Origin of the sequence: Maribacter litoralis (assembly GCF_902506355.1) — a bacterium.
Taxonomy (GTDB): domain Bacteria; phylum Bacteroidota; class Bacteroidia; order Flavobacteriales; family Flavobacteriaceae; genus Maribacter; species Maribacter litoralis.
Window position 1 is genome coordinate 2,829,479 of sequence record NZ_LR733271.1, and the last position, 19,770, is coordinate 2,849,248.

The following is a 19,770-nucleotide window of genomic DNA, read 5'->3' on the forward strand; positions in this document are numbered from 1 at the left end:
GTAATCGATTGCATTAAAATCGTTATTCATCAATTTTAAAGGTTTATAATGCAATGTTTTCTAAAAAAAATAGCATCTAATTAAATAGTTAACTAGGGATTATTTTTCTTTTTAGGAAAGGAAATCGAATAAAAATAATTACAGAAATAAGTATGTCAGTGGTAGCTAATAAGACCTTTATACGAGAAGATTTTTTATTGGAAAATAAATTTTCTCAAAGACTTTTTTATGATTTTGCATCGCATATGCCGATTATAGATTATCACTGTCATTTACCTCCAAATGATATCGCCAATAATCGTCAGTTTGAGAACTTGACCAAAATTTGGTTAGACGGTGATCATTATAAGTGGCGTGCTATGAGAACTTTTGGCATAGAAGAAAAATATATCACAGGTGACGCCACCGGTAAAGAAAAATTTCAACAATGGGGTAAAACCGTTCCTTATACTTTAAGAAATCCGTTATATCATTGGACACATTTGGAGCTGTTGCGCTATTTTGATATTGATACCTTATTGAATGCTGAAACCGCTAATGATATTTATGATGAGGCTACTGCTAAGTTGCAAACGCCAGATTATAATTGTCATAATCTAATAACCAAAATGAATGTAGAGGTTATTTGCACTACTGAAGATCCGATTGATAGTCTAGATCATCATGTCAAAATAAAGAATAGTGGTTTCAACGTAAAAGTGTCCACTGCTTTTAGACCGGATAAAGCGATTGTTATATCAAACGAAACCTATTTAGAATATTTAGATAAACTAACTGAGGTAAGTAATGTGACCATTGATTCATATAAATCCTTATGCGATGCGTTGAGTGTACGTTTAGATTATTTTGAAGCAAATGGTTGTACGCTGTCCGATCATGGTCTAAGCTATGTTCCTTTTAGAAATTTTACAGATGCGGAAATAGAAGGTATTTTTCAGAAGAGAAGAGCTAAAAAGCAATTGACCTTAGAGGAAGATGAAAAGTTTCAGACTTCCATTTTGTTGTTTTTATGTGAACAATATCATTCTCGTGGGTGGATCCAACAATTTCACCTTGGCGCATTGCGTAATAACAATGCAAGAATGACAAGGCTTTTAGGTCCTGATACAGGTTGGGATTCTATTGGTGATTACTCGCAAGCTGAGACACTATCTAAATTTTTGAATAGGCTAGACGCTAAGGATAAGTTGACAAAAACTATTTTATACAACCTAAACCCTGCTGATAATGAAGTGCTTGCTACCATGATCGGTAATTATAATGACGGTAAGGTAAAAGGTAAAATGCAATTTGGTTCTGGTTGGTGGTTCTTAGATCAAAAAGACGGAATGACCAAGCAGCTCAATGCACTATCCAATATGGGACTAATTAGTTGTTTTATTGGTATGTTGACAGATTCTAGAAGTTTTCTTTCCTATCCCAGACACGAGTATTTTAGAAGAATAGTTTGTAATTTATTTGGGCAAGAAATGCAAAGGGGAGAACTACCACAAGATTTTGAGTTGGTAGGCAAAATTATACAAGATATCAGTTATAATAATGCCAAAGAGTATTTCAAATTTTAATTACTAATGTTTCGGTTCGTAAAATCGTATAAACCAATACTATGAAAAGTGCAAAAATACTATCGTTTCTTGTTTTGATCATTACCTGTTTAGGTTGTGAAATACAAAATGAAGTAAAGACTATTCGATTAGGGCATGGTTTAGATGTCAGTCATTCGGTACACAAGGCCATGGTAAAAATGGGTGAAGATTTGTTAGAGCGTTCGGGTGGTAAGCTCAAACTTGAAATATACCCTAGCCAACAATTGGGAACGGAGCGGGAGTGTTTAGAGCTTTTGCAGATCGGTAGCTTAGACATGACGAAAGTATCTGTGGGAGTATTGGAAAATTTTGCACCGAAAATGAAAGTACTCGGTCTTCCTTTTCTTTTTAGAGATCGTCAACATTCTTTCAATGTTTTAGACGGACCTATTGGTGAACAATTACTGAACGAAGGCGAGCAGTATTGGTTAAAAGGTTTAGGATATTATGATGCAGGTAGCCGTAGTTTTTACACGATGAACAAACCTATTGAAAAACCAGAGGATCTTGTGGGAGAAAAAATACGGGTTATGGAAAGTGCAACTGCCGTTAATATGGTAAAAGCATTAGGGGGTTCACCAACTCCTATTTCATGGGGTGAACTATATACATCTTTACAACAAGGTGTAGTGGACGGTGCAGAGAACAACCCACCTAGTTTTTATTTGTCAAGACATTATGAAGTATGTAAGTATTATTCTTTAGATGAGCATACCGTTCTACCAGATGTATTATTAATTGGTACGTATGTTTGGAATAAGTTAAATGCGCAAGAGCAAGAATGGTTGCATGCTTCGGTAAAAGAATCTGTAAAGTACCAGCGTGTCTTATGGGCAGAGGCAGAGGAGGAAGCGCTACGCGAAGTTCAAAAAGCGGGCGTTGAAGTCATTCGACCAGATAAATCACTATTTGCAGAAAAGGTGAAAGGTATATACGAAGGATATAAAGATGATACAGAAATATATCCGCTTATCAAACAAATTCAAGAAACTAAATAATATACTATGCGAAACAAAATAGACGCCGTTTTAGGCAAGACATTGGTGCTTATTATGTCCGTTATGGTTATTAACGTACTATGGCAAGTTTTTACCAGATATGTAACCGGAAACCCAAGTTCCTTTACCGATGAGTTGGCACGTTATTTAATGATATGGATCGGAGTACTAGGTGCGGCTTACGTTTCTGGTCGCAATCTTCATGTGGCCATTGATATTTTACCGCTTAGGCAGAATTTAAAGACACAGAAAAAACTGAAGATTATTGTTACCGTATTAATCATTCTTTTCGTTTTATTCGCCTTTGTAATCGGTGGTACGCGTTTGGTGTATATTTCTTATGTGCTGGGGCAGCATTCACCGTCATTACAGCTTCCCTTGGCATTCGTATACGTTATTATACCTATTAGCGGTTTGCTGATTATGTATTATAAAATTTCTGACCTAAAAAATATGAACTCATGATGGAGTATTTACCAATTCTAGTTTTAGTAATAAGCTTCATATGTTTATTGTCCATTGGTACGCCGGTGGCATGGAGTATAGCAATTTCATCTTTGTTGACCATGTTGGTCAGTATACCTGCAATGCCTGCGTTTACAACGGTATCTCAGCGAATGGCGACCGGTCTGGACAGTTTTGCCCTCTTGGCCATTCCTTTCTTTGTACTATCTGGCGAACTCATGAACAAGGGAGGTATCGCACACCGGCTTATTGCATTCGCTAAAACCTTGGTGGGATCTTTTCCTGGCGGTTTGGCATTGATCAATGTGATAGCGGCCATGTTAATGGGAGCTATAGCTGGATCGGCAATGGCATCTGCATCGGCAATGGGTAGTATACTAGGTCCTGAAATGGAAAAAGAAGGATACTCCAAAGAGTTTGGGGCTGCCGTAAATATCACGTCAGCAACTACGGGTTTAATAATACCACCTAGTAACGTATTGATTGTTTACTCATTGGCCAGTGGAGGTGCATCTATTGCGGCCTTGTTCTTGGCAGGATATATTCCTGGTATCATGACAGGATTGTTCTTGATGATCGTTGCGGCTTTTTGGGCTAAAAAGAAAAAATACAAAGTTGGAAAGCGAAGTAGTTTAAAACAGGTCGGTAAAACTTTTATAGACGCTTTGCCAAGTCTTTTTATGCTTGTAGTGGTTATTGGAGGTATAGTATCTGGTGTTTTTACAGCTACCGAAGCTTCTGCTATAGCGGTTCTATATAGTTTGGTTTTAGGTTTTATATATAAGGAGATAACCTTGCCTAAATTACCACAGATCTTGTTAGATTCTTCTGCAACTACTGCAATTGTAATGTTACTTATCGGGTCATCTATGTGTATGTCGTGGGCCTTGTCGTATGAGAACATACCGCAAGACATTAGTTCTGGGCTATTAAGTCTAAGTGAGAACAAAATTGTGATTCTATTAATTATTAATTTGTTGTTACTGTTTGTAGGGATTTTTATGGATATGACTCCCGCTGTCCTGATTTTTACACCGATATTTTTACCCGTTGTAACCAAATTGGGTCTTGATCCCGTTCACTTCGGTATTATCATGGTATTGAACCTTTGTATAGGTTTATGTACTCCTCCCGTTGGTTCCGTCTTATTTGTTGGGGTAGGTGTGGCTAAAACGACAATAGAAAAGGTGTTTAAACCCTTGTTGCCCTTGTTCATAGCAATGATTATTGCATTGTTCTTGGTGACATATATTCCGCAGTTAAGCTTATGGTTGCCTAGTTTGTTTGATTTGTAGTAGTTAAAAATTCTGCTATTTGCTTGACGATTTTCTAACAATCAATTTTGCTGGCAAGACCACATTGCTCTGTACTTTATCCATAGAATCGTTTTCAATTTGCTCTAAAAAAACTTGTGCTGCCATTTTGCCCATTTCTAATGGAGATTGATCTACGGAACTAATAGAGGGTTCCATAAATTGGGTAAAAGGCTCATTACTAAACCCAACCACTCTTAAATCTTCGGGAATACGAACAGATTGGCTCTGCAGATACTTTACAGCGCCCAATAAACCATTATCGGTAGAAGAAAATATGGCATCTGGTGGTATCGGTAAGTTCATTAGTTTTTCGGCGGCATCCTTACCCGCTTCCATATTACTTTTTAACGAGATTACATATTCATGCCTGTACGGTAAATTGTATTTTGCCAAAGCATCTTTGTATCCCTTAAAACGATGTTTATAAAGTTCAATGCTTTGGTCAACATCAAAATGGGCAATTCTTTTACAACCTTGTAAAATTAAATGTTCGGTAGCTTTAAATCCGCCTTGGTAATCGTCTATGGTTACGGTGCTAATTTCCTTAAATCTCAATACTCTGTCAAAAAGAATAAAAGGGGTGTTCTTTTTCAAAGACTCTCTAAATTCCTCCTTGTTTTGTTCTGTAAATGCGGTTGATAAAAGAATACCGTCTACTTGGGCATTAAGCAGATTCTGAATTATTTTCTTTTCGCGTGTAGTATCCTCATAAGTTTGAGAAATAATTACATGAAACCCTTTTGGGTACAGCTCGTCTTCAATACCACGTATAACCGATGCAAAGAAATTTTTGTTGATAAAAGGTACAACGACACCCACATTTTTACTTTTACCACTTTTTAAAGCTAAGGCAAGTCGGTTTTGTTTGTAGTTTAATTTAGTGGCGGTAGCTAAAACGAGTTCGCGTGTTTTTTCGCTTATTTTAGGATTATTGTTTAAAGCCCTCGATACCGTTGCAGCAGTAATGTTCAATTCTTTTGCAATATCGTAAATGGTAGCTTTCTTGCTCATAGAATAGTGTATGGCAAATTTACGAATATTGTGTTATATAAGATTGATCGAAACTACGTTTGACTCAAATTTTAAAGCTAAATCCTTTCTCCACTTTTTTATGATATTTCTCTTCGTCGAATTCAAATAGAAAAGCACCTTTTTTCGAAGAACTCATGTCTTTTTCTTTCAATTTGTTCAAAAGGTCAAAAGAGTTGAATTTATTGATGAAGTTTCTTTTGTCAAGTTCGGTATCCAAAATAGCTTCATATAACTTTTGGAGCTGTCGCATGGTGAATTTTTCGGGTAAAAGTTCAAACCCTACCGGTTTATTACTTGCTCTATTGCGCAATAGTAGAAGAGCATCTTTTACCATAGCATTATGATCAAAAATAAGTTCGGGAACATCTTTTATATCGAACCATTTAATCGGATTTTCCCTTAAAATTTCTTTACAATGATGAGCAATGTTAATCAGTGCAAAGTATGCTACAGAAATGGTTCTTTCAGCAGGATCTCGGTCTAACTTAGAATAGCAATGAACCTGTTCCATATAAACATTGCTCAGACCCGTTAAATTTTTTAATACCCGGGCGGCAGCTTCATCGAGGTTTTCTTTATTTTTAAGAAATCCACCAATAAGTGACCATTCCCCTTTTGCAGGTTCGAAGTCTCTTTCAACGAGTAAAATTTTCAATTCTTCTTGATAAAATCCGAAAATAATACAATCTATAGCAAGAAGAACTTTGTCCTCTTTGCGATAATTATTCAAAACCATTACTAATTTTTTGCGGACCTAAATTAGTGAGTTTCATTTTAACAGCACCATTTTTAGAGTAGAAATGGCACATAATTTTTTTGTTTAGTAGTCTATTATTAAACGTGTTAGTGGTTAAAAAGGGGTTTATTTTTAGACTAAAAAGATTCGTTTTTATTTTAATAAAATTCCCGCAGCAAGTGAAAAACGCAGGGCGGTCATTTTTTTTGCATAACTTTAAAAGTGCTAATCTATTTTTTAAAATTGTACAATTGTAGATAGCAAAAAAAAATTTTTTTATTACGGAAAATTGAGTGCTCATTTTAAAATTTCAGATAAATTTTAAAATGAAGTATTAATTTCTATTAATCACAAATTGTTATGAAATTGATGAATATATCTTTGTTTTCAGGGGTGATTTTTGCTTTTTTGATAATATATTTAGGAAGTAAAGAGAATACGGTAAACTATAAGGTGCAAAATGAAAAAAGTGTAATGGGAATTGAAAGAAGTAGTTATGGAGTTACGGAAAATGACGAAAAAATAGATGTATTTAAACTATATAACTTGAAAGGTATTCAAGTTTCTATCATAACCTATGGCGGTAGAATAACAGCTGTTGAAACTCCTGATAAAAATGGAAATAAAGAGAATGTTGTTTTAGGTTTCAAAAACTTGGAACAGTATGAAAAACCAAACCCATATTTTGGAGCTCTTGTTGGTCGATATGGAAATCGTATTGCTAAAGGGAAATTCACTTTAAACAATATCGAGTATCAACTAGCAAAAAATAATGGAGAAAACAGCCTACATGGTGGTTTGGTGGGTTTTGATAAAGTTGTTTGGAAGGTGGAAAAAATTGAGGAGAATGAAACTTCGGTAGTTTTAAAACTTAGCTACCTTAGTAAAGATATGGAAGAAGGTTTTCCTGGAAATTTGAAGACAACGGTAACCTATACTTTGAATTATGACAATAGTCTAGATGTTTTATACGAAGCAACTACAGATAAAACTACCATTCTAAACCTTACACAACATTCATACTTTAATCTTTCGGGCGATTTCTCGCATACAATTCTAGATCATGTTGTGGAAATTAATGCGGATAAATTTGTACCTGTAGATAACACTTTGATACCCACCGGCAATTTAGCTTCGGTTGACGATACTCCGTTTGATTTTAGAGCACCAACCTTAGTGGGTAAACATATAAATTCGAAGAATGAGCAAGTTACCTTAGGTGGTGGTTATGATCATTGCTGGGTTTTAAACAATCAGGGCAAAGGCTACCGTTCGGTCGCAAAAGCATACCATCCGGATTCTGGTAGAACTATGGAAGTGCTTACTGATCAACCGGGTATGCAGTTCTATACCGGTAATTTTTTAGATGGTACCTTACCTACACCTAATGGTGGGGTTTTTGGCAAAAGAAGCGGATTTTGTTTCGAAACACAACATTATCCTGATTCGCCAAATCAACCTCAATTTCCTAGTACAGTATTAGATCCAGGTGAAAAATATGAAACTAAAACAACCTTTAAGTTCTCTGTTAATTAATTAAAATCAACCAACTCAACCAACCTCATGCAACAATTAGACAGTCTCGACTGGATCAGTATCTCATTTTATTTTTTACTTCTGGTAGGGGTAGCCATATGGGTAATTCGAAAAAAAGAAGACAATACCGAAGATTACTTTTTAGCCGGTAGAAATGTCGGTTGGTTTGTAGTAGGCGCCTCAATATTTGCCTCTAATATAGGTTCTGAACACGTAGTTGGTTTAGCCGGTACCGGTGCCAGTAATAAGTTGCCCTTGCTTATCTATGAAATACATGCATGGGTAGTTTTAATGCTAGGTTGGGTATTTCTTCCGTTTTATGCCCGAAGCGGAGTATTTACAATGCCCGAATTTTTAGAAAAACGTTTTGATGCTAGGTCAAGATGGGTATTGTCCGTTTTTTCGATTGTGGCCTATGTGCTAACCAAAATCTCGGTAACCATTTACGCTGGTGGTGTAGTGGTATCTGCATTATTGGGGATCGATTTTTGGACGGGTGCAATTGCTACGGTGGTATTGACGGGACTATATACGGTTTTGGGAGGAATGCGAGCTGTGGTGTATACAGAAACCTTACAGGCTATTTTATTAGTAGTGGGAGCAGCGGTTTTAACATTTATAGGACTGGATAAAGTTGGTGGATGGGGAAGTATGGTAGATACCCTAGGGCCTGAATATTTTAATATGTGGAGGCCGGCAACAGATCCAGATTTTCCATGGCCATCGTTGTTCATAACAAGTACTATAGTGGGTATTTGGTATTGGTGTACAGACCAATATATTGTTCAGCGTACATTAACGGCTAAAAATATTAAAGAAGGCAGACGAGGTACCATATTTGGTGCTTTGCTAAAGTTATTACCGGTTTTCTTGTTTTTAATACCGGGTGTTATTGCATTGACATTAAAAATGAGGGGAGAATTACATTGGGATAGTGCAGATGAAGCATTTCCCGTCTTAATGAGTAATTTATTGCCATCCGGACTTAGGGGTCTTGTGGCTGCAGGATTATTGGCTGCTTTAATGAGTTCATTAGCTTCGGTATTTAATTCTTGTTCCACTTTGTTTACGGTCGACGTATATAAAAAACTACGCCCTAATACCCCTGAGAAAAAATTGGTGAAAACAGGTCAGGTTGCAACTGTTTTTGTTGTGGTCATCGGAATTATCTGGATTCCGATTATGGCAAACATTTCGGGCGTATTATATGAGTATTTACAGAGTGTTCAATCTTATATCGCACCACCAATTACTGCAGTTTTTTTATTGGGCATCTTCTACAAACGAATAAATGCTACGGGTGCTTTTGCCACGTTGATAATGGGCATAATAGTTGCCTTTTTTAGAATTGCGTTAGAGTTGCTAAAAGAGAATTTTGATTCAGATGGTGTATTGTATTATTTAGGAGATATGAATTTCTTGACATTTGGCGCCTGGTTCTTTTTATTCTGTTTAATATTTATGGTTGTAGTAAGTTTATTGACAGAGGTTCCGGATAAAAATCAAATAGCCAACCTTACTTTCGGTACCATATCCGAAGAAGAAAAGATTAAAAATAAGAGTAGTTATAATTGGGTAGATGTTAGTGTATCTATAGGTATTGTACTAATCGTAATAGGTATTATGGTTTTTTTTAATGGAAAATAAAGAACTAGATTAAATTTAAAAAAGTGCCATCTAACTTAAGGTGGCACTTTTTTTATACCAACACGGTAATATTATTCATGCATTATAAATATTTGTTTTTGAGGCAAGTAATACATGATTAGAAAGTTACTTTTAAACAACTAAAAAATACTAGACATGCAAAAACCAAATAAAAGATTAGAAGGGCAAACGTGTATTATAACCGGTTCTAGTGATGGTATCGGTGAAGCAGTGGCCAAGGCAATGGCAATGGAAGGTGCCAATATTGTCGTGAATTATCATAGCAGTAAGGAGGAAGCGGAAGAAGTTGCGCATTGGATTAACAAAAACTCAAGTTGTGGAGATGCAATTGTCATAAAATGCGATGTTAGTAAAGAAAATGATGTGAAAGATATGTTCAAGAAAACAGTTTCGGAATTTGGAACGGTAGACGTTTGCGTAGCAAATGCAGGTCTGCAATTGGATCATTCGTTACACGAAATGCCTTTATCAGATTGGCAACGGGTTATTGATGTCAATCTTACCGGTCAATTTCTATGTGCTAAAGAGGCCATTATAGAATTTAAGAGAAGGGGAATGCGTCCAGAGATTTCCAAGTCACTAGGGAAATTAATTCATATGAGTTCGGTGCACGAAGTTATACCTTGGGCTGGTCACGCCAATTATGCTGCATCTAAAGGTGGCTTGGTAATGTTGATGCAAACCATTTGCCAAGAGTACGGTCCCGATAAAGTACGTTGTAATTCCATAGCTCCTGGTGCTATTAAAACAGACATCAATAAAGATGTTTGGAGTACGCAAGAGGGTAGGGACGGAATGTTGAAATTAATACCCTACAACCAAATAGGCGTGCCAGATGATATAGGTAGTGTGGCAAGTTGGTTAGCGTCAGATGAATCTGAATACATTAACGGAACTACAATTTTTGTAGATGGAGGAATGACGTGCTACCCAGGGTTTACCGCCAATGGGTAATTGGAAACAAAAAAATAGCCACCCAATTGGGTGGCTATTAGTTATTTTAATGTGAATTAATTACTGCATCAAAGGAGTGTAATCAAATTTTTGACCACCAACAGATGCATCTGCCATCAATCCTGCTTTTGGTAAAGCAAATACGGCAACACCATCTCTATATTTTGCATTAACTGCAACTCCAGATTTAATAGCTACTGCAGAGGCTTCAGCAGAAAATTCAAAATCTCCTTCTTTAAACTCTTCTAAATCTTCGTTAGTTTCAAAAAAGATTATTTCTGTAATAGCTTGTCCACCTGCTTGTAGACCTACACTTAACTTTTTAAGATCAGCCATACCCACCTTGGTGCCATCTTCATAAACTACACCGTTACCCGATGCACCACCTATGATAAATCCTCCTTTACCTACATTTGGAAATACCACGTATCCTGCAGAGTTTTGGAAAAATTGGTCCAATCCAACTTCCATTGTCATTAATTTTTCTTTTGCTTTATCGGCATCCTTCATCACCTTTTTATCTTTATCACTTTGGGCATTTACACCAACGGCTAAAAATAATAAGGCAGCGAATGTTATTGATTTTAAAATTTTCATGTGTTCTAAATTTTTATGTATTAGTAATAATTTCTCTATTTCAAATGTAGAATTAAGTAGAAATATTCGTTGTTGTTATAACATATAATTTTGATTCAAAAACATGTTAAATATTTGTGAATCAGTTAATTGTAAGTTAAAATATAATATTCAAAATCAGTGAAGATGCTAAATGCTTTATTCCAAGCATTTTAAGTTATTATTTGATTTCTTAAAAATTTGTTAATTAATTGTTTTCGTATTATATTCATATCATAATTATAAGGTAGGGTTTATGGATAAGCAAGAAAATTTTTTTGATTCTAAAATGATAGCAAACCTTTTAATTGCGCTAGCGTTACTTTTATCGGCGGTCTATTATATAAAGAATTCCAATGAAATAGAAGATGAAGTAAATAGTGTACTCGTATCTTCCTTACAGGATGTGAGTAATAGCTTAGCAGAAGAGACTACAAACAAATAAATAACTACAATTTCTGACCATTACCACGGCTGCAGGTGAATAATCTGCGGCTTTTTTTTGTAATTATTTTTTTCCAACGATTACATTGGTAATTAAAGCCGCGACTATCATTAGTATTCCGATAAGGCTCCAAAGGGAATATATATCACCAAACCAAAATATGCCCACCATTATTGTGAATATCACTTCAATATATTTTAATGGAGCCACTAAATTGGTCTGTGCAATTTGAAAGGCTTTAGTCATAAACACTTGACCAAAGAAACCAAAAATACCAAGACTTAAAAGTAAAAGCCAATCAATTCCTACCGGGGTTATCCAGTTACCTATGCTTAAAATACCACCTATTACCGTACCCGTAAACATGAAATAATTAACAATGACCATGGGGTGGTCGTTATTTCCAATTTTTCTAATTAGAACATATACCAAACCACTAAATACAGATGCCGCTAAAACCAATAGTAAACCTGTAGTATTGATATTATCGTCAAATCCTTTAAGAACCAAAACACCGGCAAAAGCAAATAAAAATAACAGCCACTGTATGGGTTTTAGTTTTTCTTTCAACAACAAGACAGCAAAAATTGCAGCGTAGATAGGAGCTAAATATCGTAAGGAAACCGCTGTGCCTACTGGCAGGTATTGTAATGACATAAAAAATAAGCTCATTGCCGTTAATCCCGCAAGGGCTCTAAATATCATGAACCTTCTATTATTACCCAGTATAGGAATTTTATTGATCAAAATATAGGATGTACCTAAAACTAATGATCCAATAGTTCTGAAGAATACAATTTCGAATGTAGGAAAGTGGCTTAAATATTTAACGAACGAGTTCATTAGACTAAACGAAAACGTACTAATGATCATAAATAAAATTGCCTTCTTCACAGTCCAAAATTGTCCTTGCAAAGTTAAAGGGGCGCTATAGAAATCCCCGAGTAAATTTGTGATAATTGTGGGTTATTCTTAAGTTTTATCATTCTGATAATATTAGCTAATAAAAGGTTGTTTTTCAACGGTGTAATTGAAGTTTCTTCATCATACTAAAAATAAAGAGAGACATTTTTTGACATTTATGAGACTCAAATTCTAATTGAACCTCCAAAATAGTGTGTCAATTATATTTATGGTTAATAATACCGAAGTTAAAAGTTATAATAGAGGTAAGGTTAGAGATAGTTTTTCATAATTCTCTTAACTTGGCATCACAATATAAATCGTCTAACCAAATAGCGAGTTATTATTTTTTAAATTATAATTACAACTAAATAAATACATAATAAATGAACGAATTATTATCCTTGAAAGATAAAAATTATGCCCTTTCTGGCGGAACAGGAACCTTAGGTGGTTCAATTGCCAAATATTTGGTAGAGAATGGTGCTAAAGTTTTATTGCTAGGTAGGTCGGAAGATAAGTTAAAGGATAAACAGAATGAATTGAATGCACTTGTGGAAAACAGTACGTTCATTTTCAAAGTCGATGTCATGGACGAAAATGAGCTTATTGATTTAAAGAATAAAATCAAAGAAGACTTCAATCATCTTGACGGACTAGTAAATCTTGCAGGTGGCAATATACCTGGGGCAACCGTAAAACCAGACCAGACTGTTAGAGACATTGCTATGAGCGATACTAGAAAAGTAGTGGATATTAATTTATTCGGCACTGTTATCCCAACGGTTATTTTAAGTGAATTAATGGTAGAACAAGGTTATGGGTCTATTGTAAATATTTCTTCAATGGCTGCAAAACAAACCATATCTAGAGTTCTTGGATATTCAATGGCAAAAAGTGCTGTTGATATTTTCACAAAATGGATGGCTAATGAGTTAGCTTCTAAACATGGTGATAAAATTAGGGTTAATGCAGTGGCACCTGGTTTTTTTATAGGAAATCAGAATAGACGTTTGCTTACCAACGAAGATGGTTCTTTTACTGAAAGAGGAAACAGTATCATTAAAAATACACCTATGGGTCGTTTTGGAGATGCGTCAGAATTGAACGGTATGGTTCACTATCTTCTTAGTGATGCATCTAGTTTTGTTACGGGTAGTATCTTTGATGTTGATGGTGGTTTCACATCTTTTTCCGGTGTATAATAGAATTTATTTTTATTGCAAAAAACAGTTATTTTCATCTTGTTTTAACTGTTTTTTGTAATCGATTACCTAACTTTAAAACTGATTTTAGTGGTTGAATTTCACCTGTTTTTTTGTGTAAACTTTTTCTATCTAAATCAGAGTTCCCTATTTACATAATTAGTTTTCATGCGTACTATTCATATTGGTTTTCTAATCACTTTCTGTCTTTTAATTTCTTGTCAAACCAGCTTTAAAGAAACTCAAGTTTCTTTAGAACCCTATACTATAGAGGAAGGTTTTAATTTAAAAGTATTGGCGGCAGAACCATTATTAAAAGCTCCCGTTGCTATAGATTTTGATGCAAAGGGTAGAATTTGGGTTGCTCAAATGCCTGGTTATATGAACGATTTACAAGGTTCTGGTGAAGAAGATCCAAACGGTAGTATTGTAATTCTTGAAGATTTGGATGAAGACGGAATTGCGGATCATTCAAAAATTTTTATGGATAGCTTGGTGATGCCTCGTGCCTTAGCGCACGTTTATGGTGGTTTGCTATATGCGGAGCCTCCGTATTTATGGTTTGTTGATATAGAAGACGATAAACCGGTAAACAAAGTTATGGTCGATTCTATTTACGCGGTTGAAGGAAACCCAGAGCATCAACCTAACGGATTGGAATTGAATATTGATAACTGGATTTACAATGCTAAGTCCAATTTTAGGTATAGAAGAATTGACGGGGAATGGAAAAAAGAGCCTACGACCTTTAGAGGGCAATGGGGTATTACCCATGATAATTTTGGAAGACTATATTACAATGACAATTCCAGAATTTTGTTGGGAGATTATGTGTTGCCCAATAGCGTAATAGAAAATAAGTATTTTACCCCTAACGAAAGTGTTGATAAACTTCTTACCAATGATCAAAGAGTGTATCCTGCTTTTGCAGGATCTGTAAATAGGGGGTACGCAAAGGGAGTGTTAAATGCAGATAGTATTTTAGTTAATGCTACTGCTGCTTGTAGTCCGTTGGTTTATAGAGGTGGCAAGTTTACCGAGTCATATGAGGAAAATGTTTTTGTCTGTATTCCTGAAGGGAATTTAATTAAACGAGTTCTTTTAAATTTTACTGGAGACTCTACCATTGCTCAACAAGCTTGGCAAAAGAAAGAATTTATTACGTCTACAGATGAAGGCTTTAGACCGGTAAGCTTAAAAAATGGACCTGATGGAAATATGTATGTTGTTGATATGCATAGAGGTATGATAGGTCATCATGCTTATATGAGTCCGTATTTAAGGGATAATGCGAAAGCAAAAGAATTGGATACTATTGTGAATTTTGGAAGAATCTTAAAAGTATCCCGTGAAAATATTGAAGAGAATGTTACACCAGACTTTAATAGTTTGAACGGTAGTGAATTGGTAAAGTTGTTATTGAACGATAATGGTTGGGTTCGCGACCGTGCCCAGCATTATTTAATCTTTAAAAAATTTAATGCTGTAATTGATGAAGTAAAAGAGCTTGCATTGAATACAAAAAAGCCATTAAGTCAAATTCATGCATTGTATGTGCTTGAAGGTTGGAATGCATTGTCCTTCGATTTTCTTGCCGATGTTGGTAATAAAAGTGAACCTCAGGTTGCTTCACATGCCCTAGTATTGTCAAAAGATTTTATAAGTGTGAATTCTATTGACCAGGCAAACAACTTCTTTACTGAAGTTTTAAACAGAAATGATGTAGGTTTAGATGTGTATTTGGCAAATGCTCTTGGTCACTGGATTGCACTCAACAAAGAAAAATTTAAGCCATTGCTTATTAAAGTTCTAAAACGAAGGGAGCAAAATACTACGGTTACCGATGCCGTTTTAAGTAGTATAGCCAAAACTGATTCCATTTTGTTGAATGATGGTAACATTAGGCAAAATTTTGAAAACACCCCTTTTATTGAAAAGCTGGAAAAAACACTGGCCAATAAAAAAGAAGACAGAATGAACGCTATCTATACGCGCGAAGTAATTCTTGAAGATACACGTACTAGCGGGTCTAAAATGTTCTTTCAGATCTGCGCATCGTGCCATGGAGCAGATGGAAAGGGTATAGATGGGCTGGCACCACCACTTATGGGGTCGGAACACGTAAAAAATACAGAGCGTTTGGCGTTAATTATTTTACACGGCTTAGAAGGTCCTGTTCATGTAAACGGAAAACGCTATGATATAAATTTGGCAATGCCCGGACTTATTAGAAATGAAACAATTAGTGATCAAGATATTGCCAATATTATATCATACGTTACCAATGCTTTTTCTGATCGATCCAAAAGATTAAGCGAAGTACGAATTGGTGAATTAAGGAATGTGAAGTCAGGAACGGGAATGGAATTCACCGAACCTGAATTACAAGCGTTAGATGAGAAATAAAGATAGCGCTATTTCAAACTTTTTCTGATCCCCATTTCCAAGCCCCTTAATTCGGCTAAACCTCTTAGTCTACCAATACCGGAATACCCTGGGTTGGTTTTTTTTCTAAGGTCATCTAACATTTTGTGTCCGTGATCAGGGCGTAAAGGCATTCTGGTATCTTTACGGCCAGAGGCTTTTCTTTTATCCTGCTCTTTGATCAAAGCTTTCATAACAGCATACATGTCAACATCTCCCTCTAAATGGTTGGCCTCATGAAAATTTCCATCAGCATCACGTTGTGTGCTACGTAAATGGATAAAATGAATTCGATTTCCCAGACGTTCTACCATTCCAGGTAAATCATTATCTGGTCGAACACCAAATGAACCTGTACAGAAAGTTAATCCGTTGTTTGGGCTATCCACTGCTTTATAAAGGTCAACAATGTCTTGCTCCGTACTTACAACGCGTGGTAAGCCTAAAATAGGGAAAGGTGGATCATCTGGATGAATACACATACGTATACCTGAATTTTCTGCAACCGGAATAATTTCCGATAAAAACTCGAATAAATTATGCTTCAATTCATTCGGTCCGATTTTATCATAGGTAGCTAAAATGGTATTGAATTCTTCTAATGTATATCCTTCTTCAGCCCCAGGTAACCCTGCAATGATATTGCTTATTAATTTCTTTTTTCCTTCTTCGGTAAGTTGATTAAAATATATTTTAGCGGCAGATTTCTGAGCGTCTGTATAAGTGTTTTCTGCACCTGGTCTTTTTAGTAAATACAATTCAAAGGCTGCAAATGCATCGGCTTCAAATCTAAGTGCTGTAGAACCATCTTCTATTTCAAAATCTAAATTCGTTCTGGTCCAATCCAGTACCGGCATAAAGTTATAGCATACAGTATCAATACCACATTCGCCTAAATTGTATAGTGTTTGTTTGTAATTTTCATAGTAAGTCTTATAATCACCATTTTGGGTCTTGATCTGCTCGTGGATAGGAACACTCTCTACAACAGACCATACTAAGCCCGCTGCTTCAATTATATTTTTACGCTCCATTATTTCTTCTACAGACCATACAACGCCATTGGGAATATGGTGTAGTGCGCTTACAATACCTGTTGCACCTGCTTGTTTTATATCTGATAATGATACCGGATCATTTGGTCCGTACCAACGCCATGTTTGTTCCATTTTATTCTTTCTAATTTTTTATTATACTCCGCTAAAAGCACTAAATCCTCCATCAATCGGTACTACCACTCCTGTTACAAATTTAGATGCATCGGCACATAAATAGTGAATGGTACCGTTTAACTCATTGGTTTCTCCAAATCGTTTCATTGGTGTGTTTCTAATAATGGTATCTCCACGTTCGGTAAATTTACCGGTTTCTTGATCAACTAATAAATTTCTATTTTGGTTGCCTATAAAAAAACCAGGGGCTATAGCGTTTACACGAATACCGTCACCAAATTTGGTAGCTAATTCTACGGAAAGCCACTTTGTAAAATTATCTATTGCAGCTTTAGATGCCGAGTATCCTACAACTCTGGTAATTGCGCTTTGTGCCGTCATAGAAGAGATATTGATAATGACACCTTTGTTGTTTTTGACCATTTCCTTGCCAAATACCAAAGCTGGTAGAATACTGCCAAAAAGGTTTAAGTCTACCACTTTTTTAAAATGATCAAGGTTGACATCAAAAATGGTTTGGTCTTCACCAATAGTAGCCCCGGGCATGTTACCGCCGGCTGCATTAATTAAGATGTCAATTTTACCGTGCTCTGCTATAATTTTGTTTGAAATCTCAACCAAGCTTTCTTTATCTAATGCATTGCACACAAAGCCTGTTACCTTGTCGCCAATTTTTTTTAATTGTGCTATGGCTGTATTTACAATATCTTCTTTGTAGTCTAAAATAACTACGTTAGCACCGTTGGCAAGTAAGTAATTTGCCATTTCTCCACCAAGTATTCCACCACCACCGGTGATAAGAATTACTTTGTCTTCTATACTGAATAAGTTCATTTTGTTGCTGGTTATTGTTTTAAGTCAATTGAATGAACCCCACTTTTAAGGATTATTATTTTTTGACTTGGTTTTATTTTTTTTCCATTGTGCCTGCCTTTTAGATTATTAGGGGGAACTGTAAATTCAGCGGACATATTATCAGGTATTTCTATGTTATAATGACGGTTATTTTTGTCTTTTTTAAAATTTGCGATAATAGCACCGTGTTTAGTAGGTACTTTAATATTGGAATACGTTAAGTTGGCTAGTTGAGGTTGTATTTCTGCTACTTTAAACCCTGGTGCTTTGGGTTTTATGCCCCACATGTGACGTGTAGTAATGTTTAAGGGTGGCGTACCCCAAGCATGGTTCCAGTCAGCATTTGGTTTGTATTTTACATCCCACGCTTCCATAGTCATGGTGGCGCCAACTTGTATCATATTCCACCAGGTTCTATCGCCTTTGGTTTCTGTAATGAGGTCTAATGCGTACTGTGCCTCGCCACTTTTATATAATCCTTCTAACAAATATTGGGCCCCGTACACACTACATGCCATCCCTCTGGTTTTTATAAAATCAGTAACCGATGTAATATGTTCTTTTGGTACAAGACCAAAAGCCAAGGGCATCATATTGGCATGGAGAGAAGAATGAGCGGAACCCTCGCCGTCAATATAATATCCTTTTTCTTTATTAAAGAGTTTTGTATTTATGGTTTCTTTTACGGTATTGGCTTTCTTTTTAAATAGAATTGCATCCTCATTTTTATCAAGAAAACCGGCAATTTCTGCCATAAGTTTTAGATTGTAATAGTAGAATGAATTTACGACTGTATTTACCGGAACAATTTCGTATCCATCTCTTTCACCTTCTGCCGTTGCCAATTTCCAACCTGTATCCTTTTGTGCAGGTGGCCAGTCAATAATATCTTTTATTTTAGTGTCAGGTTTTTTAAACCCTAGTTTTTCAATTAACTCTTTGTTCAGGTGGGGTGAAGAAGAACTAATGAGTCCGTCTTCACGTTCTAAATCCATCAATGTTTTTAATTTCAGATTTTCATAATGATCTTGTAAGGTTTTCAAATCGCCCGTATACATATAATCCGTGTAAAACATGGGTACGGTATGTAGTAACCACTCCGTTGGCCAAGTAGGATTTTCAATAAAGTATGCATTGGTTCTTCTAGCCATATTGTATAGACTATCTACACTGTAATGGCTTAATTGATTTATGTAGGCATCTGCTTCATATGGAATTCTTTCACGATCACCATCAACATATAAACCTGTAAAACTTGTAGCCTTAATCGTGTGTTTGCAAAGCTGCCAAATGGAGTCTAATATTTTGTTCGATGATGAAAATGAACTGGCATTGTCATTAAACTTATTGTGCAATGCTCTTTGATGTATTGATAATTCTTTAAACGGAATTTTTAAATTTTCTATCTCACAATATCTAAATGGCATTACCACACCTATACTATCAGGCAATAAAATTGCAGCTCCGGTTGAATTTCGTTTGTCAGGCGTGAGCTTTACCTTAATTTTTTGGTTAGCGGGTAAATTTTTTAAGACCACTTTTTGATATCTAATTGTGCCTCCCGGATCTCTGTCTATTCTATTTTCATCATTTAGTTTTTCGCCCAAATGTATAACCAGTGAATCTACTTGCCCTCTAGTACTACTTAATTGGACTGTGCCAAAGAATGCTTTTCCGAAATCTATTAAGTAACTTTCAGTATCTAATTTATCGACCTTGGTAGGTTTAACATCAGTTGTTCTCAAGTCAATATTCTTAAGGCTATTTTGAGCTTGAGATATTGATATAGACAGTAATGCAAGACATATGTAAATATGCTTTTTCATAGTGTTTTCGGTAAGTTGGTAATGATAATTAGAA

The 19,770-nt window shown here is 35.6% G+C and carries 17 protein-coding genes; 10 read left to right on the plus strand and 7 right to left on the minus strand.

All coding sequences use genetic code 11. The annotated features are described in order from the left end of the window. The first annotated feature begins 152 nt into the window (after positions 1-152). The 4 genes from uxaC to EXIGUO8A_RS11940 are packed head-to-tail and all read left to right on the plus strand — an operon-like array spanning position 153 to position 4,344. Positions 153-1,565, plus strand: coding sequence for a glucuronate isomerase (gene uxaC / locus EXIGUO8A_RS11925; RefSeq protein ID WP_159303296.1), 1,413 nt, complete (start codon positions 153-155; stop codon positions 1,563-1,565). A gap of 41 nt (positions 1,566-1,606) precedes the next feature. Next, entirely contained in the window at positions 1,607-2,584 is a 978-nt protein-coding gene (locus tag EXIGUO8A_RS11930; protein ID WP_116770656.1) for a TRAP transporter substrate-binding protein, read from the plus strand. A gap of 6 nt (positions 2,585-2,590) precedes the next feature. Beyond that, positions 2,591-3,049, plus strand: coding sequence for a TRAP transporter small permease (locus EXIGUO8A_RS11935; RefSeq protein ID WP_236564477.1), 459 nt, complete (start codon positions 2,591-2,593; stop codon positions 3,047-3,049). After that, the gene (locus tag EXIGUO8A_RS11940; protein WP_116770937.1) at positions 3,049-4,344 is read left to right on the plus strand and encodes a TRAP transporter large permease; all 1,296 of its coding nucleotides are present in this window, start codon (positions 3,049-3,051) and stop codon (positions 4,342-4,344) included. Before EXIGUO8A_RS11935 ends, EXIGUO8A_RS11940 begins: the two co-directional genes overlap by 1 nt. A gap of 15 nt (positions 4,345-4,359) precedes the next feature. Here EXIGUO8A_RS11940 and EXIGUO8A_RS11945 read toward each other — a convergent pair whose 3' ends face one another. Together EXIGUO8A_RS11945 and EXIGUO8A_RS11950 are read right to left on the minus strand one after the other, a co-directional pair. Beyond that, positions 4,360-5,376 (minus strand): LacI family DNA-binding transcriptional regulator, encoded by a 1,017-nt coding sequence (locus tag EXIGUO8A_RS11945; RefSeq protein ID WP_159303297.1) that lies wholly within the window; start codon positions 5,374-5,376, stop codon positions 4,360-4,362. A 64-nt stretch (positions 5,377-5,440) separates the two neighbouring features. Continuing rightward, on the minus strand, positions 5,441-6,133 hold the full coding sequence (locus EXIGUO8A_RS11950) for an NUDIX hydrolase (protein WP_159303298.1): 693 nt from the start codon (positions 6,131-6,133) through the stop codon (positions 5,441-5,443). Positions 6,134-6,493: 360 nt separating this feature from the next. Here EXIGUO8A_RS11950 and EXIGUO8A_RS11955 point away from each other — a divergent pair, with 360 nt between their 5' ends. The 3 genes from EXIGUO8A_RS11955 (at position 6,494) to EXIGUO8A_RS11965 (ending at position 10,291) form a co-directional block, all read left to right on the plus strand. Beyond that, complete coding sequence (locus tag EXIGUO8A_RS11955; protein WP_159303299.1) at positions 6,494-7,669, plus strand: aldose epimerase family protein; 1,176 nt, start codon at positions 6,494-6,496, stop codon at positions 7,667-7,669. Positions 7,670-7,696: 27 nt separating this feature from the next. After that, positions 7,697-9,316, plus strand: coding sequence for a sodium:solute symporter (locus EXIGUO8A_RS11960; protein WP_159303300.1), 1,620 nt, complete (start codon positions 7,697-7,699; stop codon positions 9,314-9,316). A 156-nt stretch (positions 9,317-9,472) separates the two neighbouring features. After that, on the plus strand, positions 9,473-10,291 hold the full coding sequence (locus EXIGUO8A_RS11965) for a glucose 1-dehydrogenase (protein WP_159303301.1): 819 nt from the start codon (positions 9,473-9,475) through the stop codon (positions 10,289-10,291). Between the two features lie 60 nt (positions 10,292-10,351). Here the strand turns inward: EXIGUO8A_RS11965 and EXIGUO8A_RS11970 are convergent, their stop codons facing one another. Next, entirely contained in the window at positions 10,352-10,888 is a 537-nt protein-coding gene (locus tag EXIGUO8A_RS11970) for a lipid-binding SYLF domain-containing protein (RefSeq protein ID WP_159303302.1), read from the minus strand. A gap of 274 nt (positions 10,889-11,162) precedes the next feature. Between EXIGUO8A_RS11970 and EXIGUO8A_RS11975 the strand changes: the two genes are divergently transcribed. Then, positions 11,163-11,351 carry a hypothetical protein gene (locus EXIGUO8A_RS11975; protein ID WP_116770671.1) on the plus strand — a complete coding sequence of 63 codons (189 nt, stop codon included), beginning with the start codon at positions 11,163-11,165 and terminating at the stop codon, positions 11,349-11,351. A 63-nt stretch (positions 11,352-11,414) separates the two neighbouring features. Here EXIGUO8A_RS11975 and EXIGUO8A_RS11980 read toward each other — a convergent pair whose 3' ends face one another. Then, entirely contained in the window at positions 11,415-12,245 is an 831-nt protein-coding gene (locus tag EXIGUO8A_RS11980; protein WP_262885564.1) for a DMT family transporter, read from the minus strand. Positions 12,246-12,640: 395 nt separating this feature from the next. On the opposite strand from EXIGUO8A_RS11980, the gene EXIGUO8A_RS11985 reads away from it, so the two are divergent. Then, positions 12,641-13,459 (plus strand): SDR family oxidoreductase, encoded by an 819-nt coding sequence (locus tag EXIGUO8A_RS11985; RefSeq protein WP_116770673.1) that lies wholly within the window; start codon positions 12,641-12,643, stop codon positions 13,457-13,459. Positions 13,460-13,627: 168 nt separating this feature from the next. Next, the gene (locus tag EXIGUO8A_RS11990; RefSeq protein ID WP_236564478.1) at positions 13,628-15,865 is read left to right on the plus strand and encodes a DUF7133 domain-containing protein; all 2,238 of its coding nucleotides are present in this window, start codon (positions 13,628-13,630) and stop codon (positions 15,863-15,865) included. A gap of 8 nt (positions 15,866-15,873) precedes the next feature. On the opposite strand, the gene uxuA is transcribed toward EXIGUO8A_RS11990, so the two are convergent. From uxuA to EXIGUO8A_RS12005, 3 genes are read right to left on the minus strand one after another with little or no spacing between them, the layout of a single operon-like run. Next, the gene (gene uxuA / locus EXIGUO8A_RS11995) at positions 15,874-17,052 is read right to left on the minus strand and encodes a mannonate dehydratase (RefSeq protein WP_159303303.1); all 1,179 of its coding nucleotides are present in this window, start codon (positions 17,050-17,052) and stop codon (positions 15,874-15,876) included. Between the two features lie 21 nt (positions 17,053-17,073). Further along, the gene (locus tag EXIGUO8A_RS12000) at positions 17,074-17,889 is read right to left on the minus strand and encodes an SDR family NAD(P)-dependent oxidoreductase (RefSeq protein WP_159303304.1); all 816 of its coding nucleotides are present in this window, start codon (positions 17,887-17,889) and stop codon (positions 17,074-17,076) included. Positions 17,890-17,900: 11 nt separating this feature from the next. Continuing rightward, on the minus strand, positions 17,901-19,736 hold the full coding sequence (locus tag EXIGUO8A_RS12005) for an alpha-L-rhamnosidase-related protein (RefSeq protein ID WP_159303305.1): 1,836 nt from the start codon (positions 19,734-19,736) through the stop codon (positions 17,901-17,903). Positions 19,737-19,770: the final 34 nt, after the last annotated feature.